Raw genomic sequence first — 16,834 nt, forward strand, 5'->3', positions numbered from 1 at the left:
GGGTAACGGGCCGCCCAAGCCAGATCAAACCCCTTTTCGGTCATCACCCCCTATCCATGACGCATCCCCGCACTTCCGAGCGGATCGAGCGGACCAAACAGACCAAGCAGGCCGATCCGCGAGCGGCGCATCCCTCGGAGCGGAGCGGGGGGACGGCCCGTCCCCCCGTCCCTCCGGCGCGACCGTGGAGACTCGCGGACCGGACCCGCCAGACGCGGGGCGGACCCGCTGGTCGCGGGGCGGATCCGCTAGTCGCGGGGCGGGCAGACGCAGAAGAGGTGCCCCTCGGGGTCGGCGAGCACGACCCAGCCTCCCTCGCCGGGCTGGAAGTCAGGCTTGGTGGCTCCGAGCTCCAGGTAGTCCTGGACCGCCTTGTCCAGGTCGGGGACCCGGACGTCGAGGTGGAACTGCTTGTCGGCGCCGGGCCAGGAGGCCGGCTTGCGGTCCGGGTTCTGCTGGAAGTAGATGCTCGTCGTGCCGTCGCCGATGCCGGCGTAGGTGTCCTCGGCGTACTGGACCTCGTAGCCGAGGACGGTCGCGTAGAACTCGGCGAGCCGCTTGGGCTCGGCGCAGTCGATGGTCACGGCGATGAGCTGTGCTTTCGTCGTCATGGGCCCATCATCACGCCCATACCTGTCAGGTGACGTCAGGTTAATCGACGGCCTTCGGACGGGCCGGACGGGCCGCCGGAAGGGCGCCCGCCGGTGTCGCCGGCGCGGACGGGCCGCCGGATAACCGCTGGCCCGCGCACCGGTCCTCTCGTTAGGGTCGACCCGTGACCACGCTCATCATGTCCCCGCCCGCCGCCCGATAGCGGGCGGCCCTCTCTCCTGACAACCGGATCCGGGCGATCCGGTGGGTGGTTGGCGCCCGCATACGCGCGGCCTGACGACAACCACTTCATCTGGAGAGATCTCCATGACGCATGTCTCCGTACGGCGGGGCCTGCTGTACGTATCGATCGCGGCGACCGCCTGGGGCACCGGCGGCGCCGCCGGCGCGCTGCTCTACCAGGCGGGCGGCCTCGGTCCCGTCGCCGTCTCGTTCTGGCGCTTCGCCGCCGGCGCGGTGATGCTCCTGCTGGCCTCCCGGGTCTTCGGCCTCGGACGCCCCGGAGCCCTGGGGCGGACCGTGGTCACGGGCGTGGCGATGGCCGTCTACCAGACGGCCTACTTCGCGGCGATCGCCGCGTCCGGCCTGGCAGTGGCGACCGTGGTCACGATAGGCGCGACACCGGTCCTCGTGGCCGCCGGCGCGCGCCTGCTGCTGGGCGAGCGGCTCGGCCGGGCCGGACTGGGCGCGGTCGCGACCGCGCTGGCCGGGCTGGCCCTGCTGACCCTGGACGGCGGATCGGCCACGTTCTCGGCGGCCGGCATCGGCTGGGCACTGCTCTCGGCTGCCGGCTACGCGGGCGTCACCCTGCTCAACCGGGCCTCCACCGACGGCCCCTACGCCACCGCCATGGGCGGCTTCGTCGTCGGCGGCCTCTGCCTGCTCCCCCTCGCGACCGTCCAGGAGCTGCTGCCGCAGGGCGACCTGCTCGCCTCCTCGGCGCTCATCGTCTACCTCGGCGCGGTTCCGACGGCGCTGGCCTACGGCCTCTTCTTCGCGGGTCTCGCCGCGGTGCGGGCCACGACGGCGTCGGTGATCTCCCTCGTGGAGCCGGTCGGCGCGGCGGTCATCGGGGTGCTCCTCCTCGGCGAGCGGCTCACCCCGCAGGCCGTCGCGGGCGCGGTCCTGCTGCTCGCCGCCGTCGGCCTGCTCACCCTCGGCGAGAGGCGCGCGGCCGTGGAGCCGGTCACCATGTGAGGGCGGCGCCTTCACGGATTTCCCTAACGCCGAGAAATAAACCAAACAGAAGGGAAAAACCGCCCACCCACACTTCTCCCAAGAATAAGACAATAAGCAAATAACTGCTTTTTTATCGATAATTCTACTCATATCGTGGCCATAGAAACGCGGGCCGCCGGACGGTCTCCGCCCGGCGGCCCGATCAGAGAGGAGACGCCATGGACAGCAAGCGGCGCCTGATACTGATCAGCTCGGCCCTTCTCGCCGCCTCCGCCCTCGGACCGGCCACGATCTCCCCGGCCTCGGCCGCGCCGGCCTCCGCGCGGGCGGTCGTGGCACACGCCACGCACGACCTGACGGCCGGGGCGGACCCGACCACGGGCCCGGAGAACGGCGGCAAACCGGAGGCGTACTGGAAGGCCTACCGCAAGGGCTACACCGACGCCGGCGAAGACTGCGACAAGGGGAAGAGTTTCTCCTACGACGCATCGGCGGACTGGGACAGAAAGGGCTGGGTGGACGGATACAACGCCGGCCACATCCAGTTCTGCGAGAAGACCGGCTGAATCGCCGCCGCCACCAGGAAAGGCGGCCGGAGAAAGGCCCGGGGGCCCGGCCCCCGGGCCTGCGGCGCGGCAGGCCCGGGGGTCTGTGGCGCGGCAGACCTGAGGGCTTGTGGCGGGACAGGTGGGTGCGGGTCAGCCGAACATGTCGGGCTCGGCGGCGGTGATCTGGTCGTGGAGAGGCTGGAAGTTGATCCAGCCGACCAGGTCGTTGCCGATCTGGCCGTGGGTGAGCTTGGCGTTCTCGTGGTCGATCGGCACCGTCGGTCCGGCGGCCTTGGCCAGGAGCTGGGCCTGGCAGGAGCGCTCCATCGTGATGAACCACCAGGCGGCGGCGTCCACGGTGTCGCCGACCGTCAGCAGGCCGTGGTTGCGCAGGATGACCGCCTTGGAGGAGCCGAGCGCCCGGGCGATGCGGCGTCCCTCCTCCGTCTCCACGACCACGCCGGTGTAGTCGTCGAACAGCCCGTGGTCCTCGTAGAACGCGCAGGCGTCCTGGGTCAGCGGCTCGAGGAGCGTGCCCAGCGACGACAGCGCCTTGCCGTACACCGAGTGGCTGTGCGCGGCGGCGACCGCGTCCGGTCTGGCCTGGTGGACCATCGCGTGGATGGCGAACGCCGCCTGGTTGACGTGGTAGCGCCCCTCGACGACCTGGCCCTCGTGGTTGACGAGGATGAGGTCGCTGACCCGGATCTGCTTGAACGACATGCCGAACGGGTTCACCCAGAAGTGGTCGGTGTGCTCGGGGTCGCGGGCGGTGATGTGCCCGGCCACCCCTTCCTCGAAGCCGAACCGGCCGAACAGCCGCAGGGCTGCCACCAGGCGTTCCTGGCGGTGGCGGCGCTCCTCCTCCACGGTGTCGAACTTCTGCGGCAGCCGGAAGACGAGCTGGTCGGTGGGGATCGGCTGCAGGTCGGACAGGCTCATCGTGCCTCCGGTGCGGAAGGGTCGAGGTCGGCGGGCGGGCGGTGGCCCGCCGGCCCGGGGGTGAGGTCGAGGCCGCCCCGCCCGTCGAGGTAGATCTCGTACCGGTAGTCGGAGAAGGCCACGGACCCAGCCTGTCCCGCGTCGCCCGCCCATGTCCACACCGAACCGAATCCGGTTCACCGGGGCCGGGCCGGCCGCGCCACCGGCATTGCCCCGCGGTCCCCGCAGGACGGATGATCCGTTTGGTCGGTACGGTGATGCGACAGCGGGAACGTGTGCCCGGAAACGGGCGTTGGAGGGAACGTGGCCTCGATAACTCAGCTCTTCAGGCGTTTCCTGGAGCGTCCCGGCTCCATCGACCTGGCGCCGTTCGATCGGACCGTGGCGTCCGCCGGGGACCGGGAGGAGCGGATCAGGGGGCTCGCCGAGCTTCCGGAGCCCTCGATGGACGACCTGGCCGAGTTCTGCGCGATCGTGCGGGAGGCCGCGCGACGCACGCTGGGCCTGCGGCCGTACGACGTGCAGCTCGTGGGCATGCTCGCCATGCTGTCGGGCAACGTGGCGGAGATGGCCACCGGCGAGGGCAAGACCCTGTCCGGCGCCATGGCCGCCGCCGGATACGCCCTGCAGGGCAAGCGGGTGCACGTGATCTCGGTCAACGACTACCTGGCGCAGCGCGACGCCGAGTGGATGGGCCCGCTGTACGGATCGCTGGGCGTCTCGGTCGGCTGGATCGCGGAGACCTCCACCCCCGAGGAGCGCCGGGCGGCCTACGCCAAGGACGTGACGTACGGGTCGGTCAGCGAGATCGGCTTCGACGTGCTCCGCGACCGGACCCGCACCGACGTGTCCGACCTGGTCGTGCCCGAGCCGAGCGTGGCGCTGGTGGACGAGGCCGACTCGGTGCTGGTGGACGAGGCCAGGGTGCCGCTGGTGCTGGCCGGGGCCGCCGACCCGGGCGACTCCGTGCCGGAGATGGCCGCACTGGTCCGCCAGCTGGTCAAGGGCTACCACTACGAGCTCGACGACCAGGCGCGCAACGTCCACCTGACCACCAAGGGCATCGACACCGTCGAGCAGGCACTGGGCCTGGAGCTCTACGACAACGCCACCACGCTGACCGAGGTCAACCTCGCCCTGCACGCGCACGCCCTGCTGACCAAGGACGTCGACTACATCGTGCGCGAGGGGAAGGTCCACCTGATCAACCCCTCCCGGGGCCGGGTGGCCCTGCTGCAGCGCTGGCCGGACGGCCTGCAGGCCGCCGTCGAGGCCAAGGAGACGCTGCCCGCCTCGGAGACCGGCGAGATCCTCGACTCGATCACCGTCCAGGGCCTGATCACCCGCTATCCCGAGAAGTGCGGCATGACCGGCACGGCGGTCGCGGTCGGGGACCAGCTCCGCGAGTTCTACGACCTCAAGGTGGCCGTGGTCCCGTCCAACCGGCCGTGCGTCCGGACGGACGCGCCCGACCGGCTCTTCGAGTACGCGATGGAGAAGGACCACGCGCTGGTCGACGAGATCGTCGAGGTGCACGCGACCGGGCGGCCGATCCTGATCGGCACCCTGGACGTGGCCGAGTCCGAGCGGCTCTCCCTGACGTTGAGCGGGCGCGGCCTGGAGTGCGTGGTCCTCAACGCCAAGAACGACGCCGAGGAGGCGTCGATCATCGCCAGGGCCGGCGAGCGCGGCGCGATCACGGTCTCCACGCAGATGGCCGGGCGCGGCACCGACATCCGCCTCGGCGACGGCGTGGACGAGCTCGGCGGGCTGTACGTCATCGGCTCCGGCAGGCACACCAGCAGCCGTCTGGACGACCAGCTCCGCGGCCGCGCGGGCCGCCAGGGCGACCCCGGCGGCTCGGTCTTCTTCGTGAGCGGCGAGGACGAGCTGATCACCCACTACGTGGCCGACGAGTACGCCAAGGGCGTGCCCGACCGCGACCTGGTGGGCCACGCCCAGCGGGTCGCCGAGGGCGTCAACATGGAGATCCACCGCAACACCTGGCGCTACACCCGCCTCCTCGAACACCACCGGAGCCTGGTCCTCGGCCTCCGCGAGAAGGTCCTGCGCGGCGAATCAGCCGCCGACGCGCTCTCCGGAGCCGCGCCCGAGCGGTGGTCCGAGCTGCGGGAGGCCGTCGGCGAGGAGGTGCTCCAGGATGCCGCCCGGCAGATCGTCCTGTTCCATCTCGACCGCTGCTGGGCCGACCATCTGGCCTTCCTGGGCGAGCTCCGCGAGGGCATCCACCTGCGCGCCCTGGGCCGCCTCAGCCCGATCGAGGAGTTCAACAAGGAGGCCAAGCCCGCCTACGAGCACATGCTGGCCGAGATCGAGTCCCGCTCGGTCGCCACCTTCGAGAGCGCCTCCATCACCTCCGAGGGTCTCGACCTCGACGGCGCGGGCCTCAAACGCCCCACCGCCACCTGGACCTACCTCGTCCAGGACAACCCCTTCGGCACCGAGTGGGAGCGCATCCTCAACCGCCTGACCACCAAGGTCCGCCGCCGCCGCTGACCCCGTCCGGTGAAACGGCCCGCTGACCGGCGGCACGCCTGATCGGCCTTCGGGCTGCGGGCACGACGGCGTGCGGGACGGACATCGCCCGATGCGGCACTAGCGGGATCTGTACGCGTCCGCTCGGTGCTGGACGGTGACCACCTGGACCAGGATCCGGCCATCGTCGATCAGGTAGAGAACCCGGTAGTCGCCGCGACGCGCGGACCATTGGGGAGCGAGAGGTTCGTCGAGGGGTTTGCCGACCCGGCGAGGGTTGTCCAGCAGCGGTCCGGTGATGAACTCCCAGACCGCCCGCACGACTTTCGCCGGCAGGCGTTCGGCGAGATCCTGTCTGGCGCGGCGGGTGAGGTGGAGTTCGTATCGCTCGCTCACAGACGGCCGGCCCGGCGGAGCTCGGCTTCCACCTCGGCCTGGGAGTGGGTACGTCCTGCCTCCAGATCGGCGATCCCCTCACGGAGGGCCGCCACGGTTTCGGCGGAGGCGAGGATCTCGATCATCTCTCGCATCGTCTCGTAGTCGTCCACGGCGACCAGCACGGCCGCGGGCACGCCGTTACGGGTGATCTCGAATCGCTCATGCGTGCTGACGGCGGACTCGACGATGCTCGAGAGCCGGGCTCGGGCGTCCGCCAGAGGAAGAACTGTCATGTACATAATTTTAGCCAACGAAAAGCGCGGCAGCCAACGACCCGGACCCACGCCCACGGCGAACCATGCCGGAGCCGGGACCGGAACGGCTCCTTCTCACGCACTCAGCTGGTCTATACGAGATTTCGACAGCTCGAGCAGGGCCGCGCTGTCCCGGACCGAGACACCTGCCGCCCGGAGGGCGGCCACGGCTTCCCTGGCGGTCTCACCGAGCCGGGCTGCCACCTGATCGCGCTGAGTGCGCAGTTCGCGGTAGGTGTCGAGCACCGTGGGAGACACGCCGGCCACTTCGTACAGATAGGTCACGACGATCTCAGCCTCTGAAGGCGCGTCGAGGATGAAGTGCTTGGCCGCCTCGACTTCTTCGTACAGTTCCGGCAGGGTGTCACCGGAGACGCCACCCGCGATGGGAGCGTCCACCGGGAGTGCGATCCAATAGTCGGCCTTGCGTATGGCCCTCATCGTGAGCTGCAGGGGTGTGCCGGTCATTCCATCCATCCTTTCCCGAACACGTCTTCCAAATCATGGGCGAGGGCTGCGAGCAGGTCCGGGTCCATATGGCGTACGGGGACCCGGGAGCGGGCTACCACCACCTGATCGGAGTCGTAGAGCAGAAGAGATCGCGTTGTTCGACCCGCATCGATCCAGTCGGGGCGCAGAGCATGCCGACGTGCGAGCTCGTAGATCCGGTCGCGGATTTCTGAGTATGTCTGAAGCACCCACGGAAGCTAGCGTACTGGTCGAAGGGCGTCCAGCGAACTGGACAAACACCTGAAGGTCTGCTGTGTTACAGGTGGATAAGTCCCTGCGCGACACGCCGGGAGCGTTCAGGCGCCGAACGACGGCTCGGCCCCCACCGGCCCCGGAAGGCTGCCGCACCCACCACCCCGCGCTTCGCATTTGCTGTCCTCAAACGGCAGATCATCCAAAAATGTCAGGATTTTTGCACTAAAAGCTTGCATTTGCCGTAAAGATTTGCGGTCGGGGACGTCACGGCCCCCGTTACGTGGACGGTAATGGTTTTACCAATCCGTGCCGGTTATGGTGTGCTTTGTGACCTCCACCAGCGCGTCCCGGCCTGTCGGCGAGCTTCTGCGCCAGTGGCGGGAACGCCGGCGGATGAGCCAGATGGATCTCGCCATCCAGACCGACATCTCCACCCGGCATCTGAGCTTCGTGGAGACCGGCCGGTCCAAGCCGAGCCGGGACATGATCCTGCGCCTCGCCGAGGAGCTGGACCTCCCGCTCCGCGAGCGCAACCACCTCCTGCTCTCCGGCGGGTTCGCACCGGTCTACGCCGAGACACCGCTCAACTCGCCGCAGATGTCGTCGGTCAGGGAGGCGCTCGGCCAGGTGCTGAGCGGGCACGAGCCGTACCCCGCGGTGGTGGTGGACCAGGGCTGGAACCTGGTGGACCGCAACGCCGCCACCGGCGTGCTGCTGCGCGGCGTCGCACCGGAGCTGCTCGTCCCGCCGGTCAACGTGCTCCGGCTGAGCCTGCACCCCCGCGGGATGGCCCAGCGGATCATCAACCTGGGCGAGTGGCGCGCCCACCTGCTGCACCGGCTGCGCCGCCAGATCAGCCTCACCGCCGACCCCGACCTGGCCTCGCTCTGGCGAGAGCTCGACGAATACCCCTGCGACCAGCCGGAGCCCGAGATAGAGCGGCCCGGCCCCGGGGACATAGTGATCCCCCTGCGGCTGCGCCGCGGCTACCGGGAGCTCGCCTTCTTCAGCACGATGGCCACCTTCGGCACCCCGCTGGACATCACCGTCGCCGAGCTGGCCATCGAGGCCTACTTCCCGGCGAACCCCGAGACCGCCGCCTACCTGCAGCACCAGCACCACCCCGACTAGAGGACCCGGCCGCCGGTGGACCGGGCGGCGGTGGACCGGGCGGCGGTGGACCGGGCGGCGGTGGACCGGGCGGCGGGCGGTGCACCGCGGCCGGCGCGTCACGCCGGTTGATAGCCTGCCCGGAGTCCCCCTTTTTCGCGACTGCGGGGGCGCCGTGGGGTCATGGTTCTCGACGGAGATCGTGGCGGCCGGGAAACTCCGGCTGTTCTGCTTCTTCGTCTCCTTCATCGCCACGTTCCTGTTCATCCGGATCAGCGTGCGCCTGATCCGGGCCCAGGTGAGATGGTGGCCGGGGAACGTGGCACCCGGCGGCATGCACATCCACCATGTGGTGTTCGGCCTGGTCTTCATGTGCGTGGGCGGGATCAGCGGGCTGGCGGTGGAGGACAACACCTCGGCCTCGGCGGGACTGCTCGCCGCGCTCTTCGGCAGCGGGACCTCGCTCGTGCTGGACGAGTTCGCGCTGGTGCTCCACCTCGACGACGTCTACTGGACGCAGCAGGGCCGCCTGTCGGTGGACGCCGTGTTCGTCGCCGTCGCGCTGTGCGGCCTGGCCCTGCTCGGCGCGAGCCCCCTGGAACTCGGCGACGCGCTCAACCCCGGCGCGGACGGCAAGGTCCTGTCCCGCACCGAGATCGCGCTGATCGTCGGCACCAACACGCTGCTGTCGCTCATCAGCCTTGCCAAGGGGAAGATCTGGACCGGCCTGCTCGGGATCTACATCACCCCGCTGGCCCTGATCGGCGCGGTCCGGCTGGCCCGTCCCGGCTCCCCCTGGGCGCGGCGGCGCTACAGACCGGGCTCGCGGAGGCTGCGCCGGGCCGAGTGGCGGGAGAAGCGGATCCGGGACCCGATCGAACGGGTGAAGATCGGCTTCCAGAACTTCGTGGCCGGCCGCCCGTCCGCCAAGCCGTGAGCCGCCGCGCCGCCGCATGTCGCCGCATGTCGCCGCGCCGCCGCGTGTCGCCGAGGGGGCGGGAAACGTTCCCGCCCCCTGCGGCCCGTCTGACCGGGGCGATACACGAGCGGGGTGCTCGCCCCGCCGTCAGCCGATCAGTTTGGCGATCTCCGGGTCGACGGCGTCGGCGACCATGATCTTCCGGTCGATGAGGCCGCCGGCGTGGAAGAGGTCGGCGGCGCGCTGCTGCTCGGCGACGAACTCCTCGGTGACCGGGTGCAGCCCGAAGGGGCGCTTGCGCAGGGCGTTCTCCCAGTGGTCGACGTCGCCGCCGTCGTCGGCCGCGAACAGCTCGGCCGCCTCGCGGTAGTTCTCCTGGATCCAGGCGTCGGACTCCTGGAGGGCGGCGACGATCGCGGCGAGCTGCTCGGGCTGCTTCTCGGCGAAGTCACGCCGGGTGAACCAGAGCGAGCGGTGGCTGAACAGCCCGTCGGTGGCGACCAGCTCGCGGACGGACGTCTGCTCCTCGACCTTGCTGAGCGACGGGTAGGAGCCGACCCACGCGTCCACCTCGCCGTTGAGGAGCAGCGCCCCCGCGTCGGTCCCGGCGTCGACGGGCACGATGTCCTTCCAGCCCAGGCCCACCTTGTCGAGGGCGAACAGCAGCAGCGTGGTCTGCCAGGAGCCGTGCCCGAGCGCGACCCTCTTCCCCTTCAGGTCCTCAAGAGAGGCGATGGGCGAGTCCTCCAGCACCACCAGCCTGCCGTTCTCGTGCCGGGAGCCGGAGACCGCGACGTAGACGACGTCGTGTCCCTTGCCCTGGGCGGTGACCGGCGGCGTGGAGCCGGTGCCGATGAAGTCGTAGCCGCCGTCGAACAGGTGGTCGCCGTGGAGCGAGGGCAGCCCGTCGGTCGGCGCGGGCCTGTCACCGGCCGGGAGGGTGCGCAGGTCCACCCACTCCACGTCGGGGATCGCGCGCTCCAGGATGCCGCGGTGGCGCAGCACCCAGAGGGAGTTGTTGTGGGGGAAATATCCGACTCGAACACTCATGATGGGGTTCCTTCCAACAGTGGGGAATCAATACGGAGGTCGTGGCCGCGCAGCAGCGGCAGCACGTTCTCGCCGACCCGGTAGGCCTCTTCCAGGTGGGGCACGCCCGCGAGGATGAAGGCTCCGACGCCGAGGTTGATCAGCTCGTCCAGCCGCTCGGCGACCTGCCCGTAGCTGCCGACCAGGCCGAACGCGGGTCCGCCGCGCAGCAGGTGGAAGCCGCCCCACACGTTGGGCGTGACCTCCAGGTCGCGGTAGCCGTTGACGGCCCCGGTGACGAACGACTGGCTGCGCTGCCAGCCGATGGAGTCGCCCGTGGCGCCGCGGAGCACGGTGGGATCGATGTTGTCCCAGCCCCGGCGGATCTCGTCCCAGGCCTCCTCCTCGGTCTCCCGGGCGAGCACGTCGATGCGGACGGCGAACTTGGGCGTGCGGTCGCTGTTGGCCCTGACCTGGTCGAACTTCTCGGTCAGCGCGTGGAACGGCTCCAGCCAGGACAGGTAGTAGTCCGCGTGCCGCCCGGCCGCGTCGATGGCGGCCCTGGAGGAGCCGGAGAAGTAGATCTCCGGGAACGGCTGCCCGGCCAGCCCCTCCGGCAGCCCCGCGCCCTCGACCTTGTAGAAGCGCCCGTCGAAGTCGAACGGCCCGCCGTTCCAGACGCCCCTGAGCACGTCGAGGAACTCCGAGGTGCGCGCGTAGCGGTCGTCGTGGTCGACCCTGTCGCCCCACCAGAGCTGGTCGGGGCCGCCGCCGCCGGAGATGATGTTGTAGACGAGCCGTCCGCCGGTGGCCCGCTGCAGGCTGGCCGACATGCGCGCGGCCTGCACCGGGTGGAGGAACCCGGGCTGGAAGGCGACCATGAACCGGTAGGTCGTGGTCTCCCTGGCCAGGGTCGCCGCCGTCGCCCACGGGTCGTCGGTGTTGGGGAAGGACGGCAGCAGCCCCCCGACGAACCCGGAGATCTCCGAGGCCCGCGCGACGTCACCCATGTGCTCGACGTAGCTGTAGTCGTCACGCTCGCCGTCGCGGACGCCGGGAGCCAGGCTGCCCGGTACCACCGGCGCCCACTCCCCCCGGCTGACGACCCTCCTGCGGAGCGACGGCTGGTCGCCGTGCGTCCCGACGCGCCAGTAGATGTCAACGGACACGGACGTCCTCCTTCGCCAGCAGCGGCAGCAGCCGCTCGCCCAGGCGGTAGGTCTCCTCGATGTACGGCGTGGCCTCAAGGAAGAAGACGCCGACACCCCGGTCGATGTAGTCCCGGATCCCCGCCGCGACGGTCTCGAACGACCCCACCAGCCCGTTCCGGAGAGAGGCGCCGGGGAGCGCCCCCGGAGAACCGGAGGGCCGGAAGCCCCGCCACAGCCGGGTCCGCGGGTCGGGATCCGGCAGGCTCCCTGCCGTCCGCCCGCCGCGCGCCCACAGGCGGCGGGCCGCCTCCCACGCCTCGTCGTCGTCATCCCTGGCGAGGACCGGGATCCGCAGGCCGTACGCGACCCCGGGCAGGCTCGCGGCCTCGATGTCGTCCTCGGGGTCGAAGACGTGCACGTCGGCGTGGCGGGCGGACAGTTCGAGAGCCTCCTTCGAGGTCCCCGACAGGTGGATCCTGGGGAAGGCCCGGCCGGCCAGCGGCGACTGGAACCCGCCCGCCAGCACCTGGTAGAACCGCCCCTCGTAGGTGTAGTCCTCCTCGGACCAGACCCCCTTGGCGACGGTGAGGAACTCCTCGGCCCGCGCGTAGCGGTCCGGCCCCTCCAGGAAGTCGCCCTGCGCCCGCGCCACCGCCGGGTCGAGGTCGACGGCGATACGCCAGTCGAGACGGTCGCCGGAGAAGCGCTGCAGGGAGGCCGAGACCTTGGCCGCGTAGACGGGGGTGGCGATGCCGGGGTGGAACCCGGCCACCGCCCGGAGCCTGCGGCTCTGCCGGAGCAGTCCCGCCGCCACGACCAGGGACTCGTCCCCCTCGGGATCGAAGGAGGCCAGCGCCCCGTGGAAGCCCGCGATCTCCGCGGCCCTGCCGACCTGGGCCAGATGGTCGAACGGGCCGAAGGCTCGCCGGAGGTCGGTGACGGAGTCCGGAAAGGCCGGCCTCACGCCGCGCCCGCCGTCCGCCCGGCCCGGCAGCGTGATCAGGAACCTGGCCATCAGACCGCCACCCCGTCCCGTTGCGGAACCGCGACCGAGGACCCGTGACCGCGCTCACCCGGGAGCCCGTCCGGCACCTCTGCCGGGAAGTCCGCAGGCTCGCCGGACTGCCGCGCCAGCCGTTCCCGGGCCGCGGCCAGCGGCTCGTGCGCCACCCAGTCGTCGACGTCGACGTTCGCCGCCAGGAAGCCGTGCACCAGGAGGAAGTCCTTCTGGATCTTCAGCAGGTCCAGCCGCTCCGGCGAGAGGTCCGGGTGGAGGCCCCTGTGGAAGTCGCCCCGGTAGGCGGTGGCCACACCCCGGGAGCCGGAGCGGGTCTCCGCCTCCAGGAAGCCCCGTACCGCCTCCAGGTTGCCCGCCGCCCAGTCGGCGGCGCGCAAGGTCTGCGTCAGGAAGCTCACCACCAGGTCCGGGTGGTCGGCGAGGAGGTCCTCGTGCACGGTGATCGGCCGCGGGGTGCCGTTGTTGACGCGGGTACGGGGGTCCGGATGCGCGTCCAGGTCCACCGCGACCACGGCGCCGATCTCCCTGGCCTGCTCGGCCGAGCGCGCACCCTTCACATAGACCGCGTCGACCTCGCCGGCCGCCAGCTCCCTGAGCCCCGGCCAGGTCCCGGCCCGGCCGGCCCCGTCCCGCCCGACGTCGGACGTCGGCTGCTCCACCTCGACGAACGTCACGTCGTCGAAGGTGAGCCCGGCCTGGGACAGCGCTCCCTTGACCCCGTGCAGGGCCATCGCCCGGGGGAAGCTCCGCGCCCGCGTCTCCGCCCAGCCCGGCAGCGCGATCCGCGCGCCGCGCAGCCCCGCCGCGCCGGTGATGCCCGATTCCGGGCGGACCAGGATGGACTGCCACTCCTCGATCCAGGTCAGCCCGATCAGCCGGGTCTTCGCCCCCTCCGAGCGCGCGGCCAGTGCGGGAACGTTCCCGCCCTCGCGGAACAGCCCGAGGAGCCGGTGGTCGAAGTGGTGCTCGGCCAGCTCCGGGCCGGCGTCCTGCAGGACCCCGACCTCGCCGAACTCCTCGTGGAGCCAGCCCAGGTTGTATGCCAGGCCGCTGGCGGTGGGCACCGGGCAGCGGGTGAACCAGATCTTGTCGATCGTTGACACGTGACTCCTCTGTACTGCTCTGTACTGCGGGACTTCTCTGTACTGCGGGACTTCGGATCGGCGCTTCGGCACTTCGGTGCTTCGGCGCTTCGGCACTTCGGTGCTTCGGTGCTTCGGTGCTTCGGTGCTTCGGTGCTTCAGTGCGAGGCGGCGGCGACGCCGAGGTGGGACAGGAACAGACGCCGGTGGGCGATGAAGGCGGGATCGTTGCGGTCACGGGGGTGCGGCAGGTCGATCGGCTGTTCCACGGCGAAGGCGCCCTCCCGCAGGACCGCGACCCGGTCCGCCAGCCGTACGGCCTCGTCCACGTCGTGCGTGACCAGCACGACGGCGGGCCGGTGCCGCGCGCACAGCTCGGCCACCAGCTCCTGCATCTGCAGGCGGGTCAGCGCGTCGAGCGCGGCGAACGGCTCGTCGAGCAGGAGCAGCTCCGGGTCACGGACGAGCGCCCTGGCCAGGGCGACCCGCTGGGCCTCCCCGCCGGAGAGCGTGGCCGGCCACGCACCGCCGTACCCTTCGAGACCGACCTCGGCCAGCGCGCCGCGCCCCGCCTCGCGGGCCGAGCGGGGCAGCCCGAGGGTGACGTTGGCCAGCACCCTCCGGGCCTGGACCAGGCGTGGTTCCTGGTAGACGGTCGTACGGCGGCGCGGCGCCAGGACGGTCCCCTCGTCGGGCAGTTCGAGACCGGCGAGGATGCGCAGCAGAGTGGTCTTTCCGGTGCCGCTCGGCCCGAGCAGGACGAAGAACTCCCCGCGCCGGATCTCCAGGTCGATCCCGTCCAGGACGGTCTTGGGGCCGAACGCCTTGCGCAGTCCCCTGATGCTGACGGCACTGCTCACGGTCGCGCTCATCGGGCTGCCACCTGCCCGCGCCACGGCATGGCCAGCCGCTCCACGCCCCGGATGGCCAGGTCGATCAGCAGGCCGAGCACCGCGTAGATCAGGATGCACAGGACCATGTAGTCGCTGCGGTAGTACTGCTGGGCGAGGGTGACGAGGTAGCCGATCCCCTCGGTGGCGCCGATCTGCTCGGCGGCGATCAGGCCGGTGAGCGAGACCGACAGGCAGATGCGCAGGGCCATGAGGATGTTCGGCAGCGCGGTCGGGATGATGACCCCGAGGGCCAGCCGGGCGCCGGTGAGCCCGAACCCCCGGGCGGCCTCGACGGTCTTGCGGTCCACGCCGCGGACGCCGAGATAGGAGTAGGCGTACATCGGACCGACCGCGGCGACCGCGATCAGCACCACCTTGAACGTCTCCTCGACGCCGAACCAGGAGATGAACAGCGGGACCAGCGCCAGGAACGGCACGGCCCGCTTCATCTGCATGGTCGGGTCGATCAGCTCCTCGCCGAGGGCCGACAGCCCCGCGACCACGCCGAGCAGCAGGCCGATGCCGCCGCCGGCGAGGACGCCGAGCCCCGCCCGCCGGGCCGAGGCCAGCAGGTAGTCGCCGAGCTGCCCGGTGGCGACCAGCTCGCCCAGCGCGCCGAGGACGGCGCCGGGGCCGGCGAGGACATCCGGGGAGATGGCCCCGCTGCCCGTGCCGTACCACCAGGCGGCGACCAGCAGCAGCGGGACCGTGACCCTGACGGCGGTGGAGACGGCGGGACGGCGGCGGCGCGAGCCCAGGTAGCGAGGCGGTTCGAGATCCCCGGGCGGCGCTGCGCCCGGGGACGCGGCGGCCGGGGACGCAGCGATCGGAGACGCAGCGATCGGAGACGCGGCGGCTGATGATGTGGCGGCCGTGGATGCGGCGGCCGGGGACGCAGCGATCGGGGACGCGGCGGCCGTTCCTTCCGCTGACGCGGGGGGAGCCTGGGCGACCCTTTCGAGGGTCATGCCGCCGGCTTCAGGTCGAGGATGACGTCGCCGGGATTCACCGTGCCCGGCAGCACGCCGTACTTCTGGAAGATCCCGGCCACGTCGGTCACGAACGCGCCGTCGGCGGCGGTGGCGAAGCGGGGCACGTTGGCGTACCTGGCCTTGGCGACCTCCTCGGCCAGACGCGGCCCGGAGACGGCGGTCGGCCCCTGGGTGAGGAAGACGTTCTGGAACCTCTCCGGGTTCTGCCTGGCCTCGGCGGTGAGCTCCTGCAGGACCTTGAAGTAGACGCGGACCACCTCGGGGTGCTCCTTCAGCAGTTCCACCCGGGCGGCCTGCATGTTGAGGTCCTTGTCCGGCAGGTCCCGGCCGTGCACGAGGACCCTCGCCCCCTTGGCGACCACCTCCGGATAGGCCCGGACGATCGCCCACCAGGCGTCCACCTTGCCGGTGGCGAAGGCCGAGGCGCCCTGATCGGGGTTGAGGTAGACCCGCTTGACCTGGTCGGCGGGGACCCCCGCCTCCTGCAGGGCCAGCAGCAGCAGATACTCCCCGCGCCCGCCCTTGTTGACCGCGACCTGCTTGCCGGCCAGGTCCTTGACGCTCTTGACCGGGCTGTCGGGCTTGACGACGAGCCCGTCGGTCTGCGGTGCGGCCGGGTCGGTCACCGGGTCGGTGAAGGCGAAGATCTTGATGTCTTTGCTGTTGGCGAGGTAGCCGAGGACGGGCGAGATGGCCCCCTCCAGCACGTTGATCGATCCGGAGCGGACCGCGTCGATCGTGGCGGTGAACGAGGCGTACGATCCGCCCCACTCGACCTTCGCCCCGATCTCGGCCAGCCGCTTCTCGAGGATCCCCTCCTTCTTCGCCACCGCCAGCGGCCCCGCGTTCCCCGGATCCTTGATCTTGAGTACGGCCCCGCCGCCCCCGCTCCCCGCTGCTGCCGCCGCTGTCGTCGTCTTGCCGGTGCCGGTCGCGGCGCCTCCGCAGGCGGCGGTGAGCGCCGCGACCGAAAGTGCCGCGACCGCGACCGCGGCGCGTGTCCGTCGACGAGATGTCCACATGATGATTGGCCCCTTACAGATCTGAGAGCGGAGATGCGCGCACGCCCGGCGTGGTGACGCGATGAGGGCGTGCGGAGGACGTCCGGGAGACATCCGGGCAACGTGCGGGACACGTCCGGGAACGGACGCGGACGTGGGAAGGCGTTCGGAAGAGGGGGCGGGAGCTCAACGTGGAAGACGGAGCGCCCTTACGGACAGAGACTGCTGTCCAGGCGCATGAAGTCGACGACCCGGCGGAGGGTCAGAGGGACATACGGCACATTTCCTATATTTCAGGTAGGTTTAATCTAAGTCAAGCCCCGGTCCGCATGATGACACTCGGAGCCGGCCTCCGCGGGACCGCTCGGGGTGTGGCGACCACGGCGGCCGACGGACATCGAGGCAGCCCAGGGATCACAACGATCATCAGAAGCGAGAGCACCCGGGGACCACGACGATCATCGG

At 70.9% G+C, this 16,834-nt stretch carries 19 protein-coding genes; 5 read left to right on the forward strand and 14 right to left on the reverse strand.

Annotated elements, in window-relative coordinates; translation table 11 throughout:
• Positions 1 to 248: 248 nt before the first annotated feature.
• Positions 249 to 611: a VOC family protein gene (locus SROS_RS37560; protein ID WP_012894183.1), complete on the reverse strand. Its 363-nt coding sequence runs from the start codon at positions 609 to 611 to the stop codon at positions 249 to 251.
• A gap of 307 nt (positions 612 to 918) precedes the next feature.
• Between SROS_RS37560 and SROS_RS37565 the strand changes: the two genes are divergently transcribed.
• Positions 919 to 1,809, forward strand: coding sequence for a DMT family transporter (locus tag SROS_RS37565; protein ID WP_012894184.1), 891 nt, complete (start codon positions 919 to 921; stop codon positions 1,807 to 1,809).
• A 200-nt stretch (positions 1,810 to 2,009) separates the two neighbouring features.
• A complete protein-coding gene (locus SROS_RS37570; protein ID WP_012894185.1) occupies positions 2,010 to 2,357 on the forward strand; it encodes a hypothetical protein in 348 nt (115 codons plus the stop codon).
• A 132-nt stretch (positions 2,358 to 2,489) separates the two neighbouring features.
• Here the strand turns inward: SROS_RS37570 and SROS_RS37575 are convergent, their stop codons facing one another.
• Both SROS_RS37575 and SROS_RS54080 read right to left on the reverse strand, forming a co-directional pair.
• Complete coding sequence (locus tag SROS_RS37575; RefSeq protein ID WP_012894186.1) at positions 2,490 to 3,281, reverse strand: class II aldolase/adducin family protein; 792 nt, start codon at positions 3,279 to 3,281, stop codon at positions 2,490 to 2,492.
• Complete coding sequence (locus SROS_RS54080) at positions 3,278 to 3,403, reverse strand: hypothetical protein (protein WP_012894187.1); 126 nt, start codon at positions 3,401 to 3,403, stop codon at positions 3,278 to 3,280. Before SROS_RS54080 ends, SROS_RS37575 begins: the two co-directional genes overlap by 4 nt.
• Before the next feature lie 181 nt (positions 3,404 to 3,584).
• Here SROS_RS54080 and secA2 point away from each other — a divergent pair, with 181 nt between their 5' ends.
• Positions 3,585 to 5,798, forward strand: a complete 2,214-nt coding sequence (gene secA2, locus SROS_RS37580) for an accessory Sec system translocase SecA2 (RefSeq protein WP_012894188.1) — start codon at positions 3,585 to 3,587, stop codon at positions 5,796 to 5,798.
• Positions 5,799 to 5,897: 99 nt separating this feature from the next.
• Here secA2 and SROS_RS37585 read toward each other — a convergent pair whose 3' ends face one another.
• The 4 genes from SROS_RS37585 to SROS_RS50315 form a co-directional block, all read right to left on the reverse strand.
• Positions 5,898 to 6,173, reverse strand: a complete 276-nt coding sequence (locus tag SROS_RS37585; RefSeq protein ID WP_012894189.1) for a type II toxin-antitoxin system RelE family toxin — start codon at positions 6,171 to 6,173, stop codon at positions 5,898 to 5,900.
• Positions 6,170 to 6,448, reverse strand: coding sequence for a type II toxin-antitoxin system Phd/YefM family antitoxin (locus tag SROS_RS37590; protein WP_148269323.1), 279 nt, complete (start codon positions 6,446 to 6,448; stop codon positions 6,170 to 6,172). The genes SROS_RS37585 and SROS_RS37590 overlap by 4 nt, the downstream gene beginning before the upstream one ends.
• Positions 6,449 to 6,544: 96 nt before the next feature.
• Positions 6,545 to 6,937 (reverse strand): hypothetical protein, encoded by a 393-nt coding sequence (locus SROS_RS37595; protein ID WP_012894191.1) that lies wholly within the window; start codon positions 6,935 to 6,937, stop codon positions 6,545 to 6,547.
• The gene (locus tag SROS_RS50315) at positions 6,934 to 7,167 is read right to left on the reverse strand and encodes a hypothetical protein (RefSeq protein ID WP_143121272.1); all 234 of its coding nucleotides are present in this window, start codon (positions 7,165 to 7,167) and stop codon (positions 6,934 to 6,936) included. Before SROS_RS50315 ends, SROS_RS37595 begins: the two co-directional genes overlap by 4 nt.
• 334 nt (positions 7,168 to 7,501) lie before the next feature.
• Here SROS_RS50315 and SROS_RS37605 point away from each other — a divergent pair, with 334 nt between their 5' ends.
• Positions 7,502 to 8,305 (forward strand): helix-turn-helix domain-containing protein, encoded by an 804-nt coding sequence (locus SROS_RS37605; protein WP_245564429.1) that lies wholly within the window; start codon positions 7,502 to 7,504, stop codon positions 8,303 to 8,305.
• Positions 8,306 to 8,459: 154 nt separating this feature from the next.
• A complete protein-coding gene (locus SROS_RS37610) occupies positions 8,460 to 9,221 on the forward strand; it encodes a hypothetical protein (protein ID WP_043653745.1) in 762 nt (253 codons plus the stop codon).
• A gap of 129 nt (positions 9,222 to 9,350) precedes the next feature.
• Here the strand turns inward: SROS_RS37610 and SROS_RS37615 are convergent, their stop codons facing one another.
• From SROS_RS37615 to SROS_RS37645, 7 genes are all read right to left on the reverse strand, one after another.
• Positions 9,351 to 10,253 (reverse strand): aliphatic sulfonate ABC transporter substrate-binding protein, encoded by a 903-nt coding sequence (locus SROS_RS37615; RefSeq protein ID WP_012894194.1) that lies wholly within the window; start codon positions 10,251 to 10,253, stop codon positions 9,351 to 9,353.
• Positions 10,250 to 11,401 (reverse strand): LLM class flavin-dependent oxidoreductase, encoded by a 1,152-nt coding sequence (locus tag SROS_RS37620; RefSeq protein ID WP_012894195.1) that lies wholly within the window; start codon positions 11,399 to 11,401, stop codon positions 10,250 to 10,252. Before SROS_RS37620 ends, SROS_RS37615 begins: the two co-directional genes overlap by 4 nt.
• On the reverse strand, positions 11,391 to 12,398 hold the full coding sequence (locus SROS_RS37625; RefSeq protein WP_012894196.1) for an LLM class flavin-dependent oxidoreductase: 1,008 nt from the start codon (positions 12,396 to 12,398) through the stop codon (positions 11,391 to 11,393). Before SROS_RS37625 ends, SROS_RS37620 begins: the two co-directional genes overlap by 11 nt.
• On the reverse strand, positions 12,398 to 13,504 hold the full coding sequence (locus tag SROS_RS37630) for an ABC transporter substrate-binding protein (RefSeq protein ID WP_012894197.1): 1,107 nt from the start codon (positions 13,502 to 13,504) through the stop codon (positions 12,398 to 12,400). Before SROS_RS37630 ends, SROS_RS37625 begins: the two co-directional genes overlap by 1 nt.
• 137 nt (positions 13,505 to 13,641) lie before the next feature.
• Complete coding sequence (locus SROS_RS37635) at positions 13,642 to 14,355, reverse strand: ABC transporter ATP-binding protein (protein ID WP_012894198.1); 714 nt, start codon at positions 14,353 to 14,355, stop codon at positions 13,642 to 13,644.
• Complete coding sequence (locus SROS_RS37640) at positions 14,352 to 15,344, reverse strand: ABC transporter permease (protein ID WP_012894199.1); 993 nt, start codon at positions 15,342 to 15,344, stop codon at positions 14,352 to 14,354. Before SROS_RS37640 ends, SROS_RS37635 begins: the two co-directional genes overlap by 4 nt.
• Entirely contained in the window at positions 15,341 to 16,390 is a 1,050-nt protein-coding gene (locus tag SROS_RS37645; protein ID WP_012894200.1) for an ABC transporter substrate-binding protein, read from the reverse strand. The genes SROS_RS37640 and SROS_RS37645 overlap by 4 nt, the downstream gene beginning before the upstream one ends.
• Positions 16,391 to 16,834: the final 444 nt, after the last annotated feature.

The organism is Streptosporangium roseum DSM 43021, from assembly GCF_000024865.1.
Lineage (GTDB): Bacteria > Actinomycetota > Actinomycetes > Streptosporangiales > Streptosporangiaceae > Streptosporangium > Streptosporangium roseum.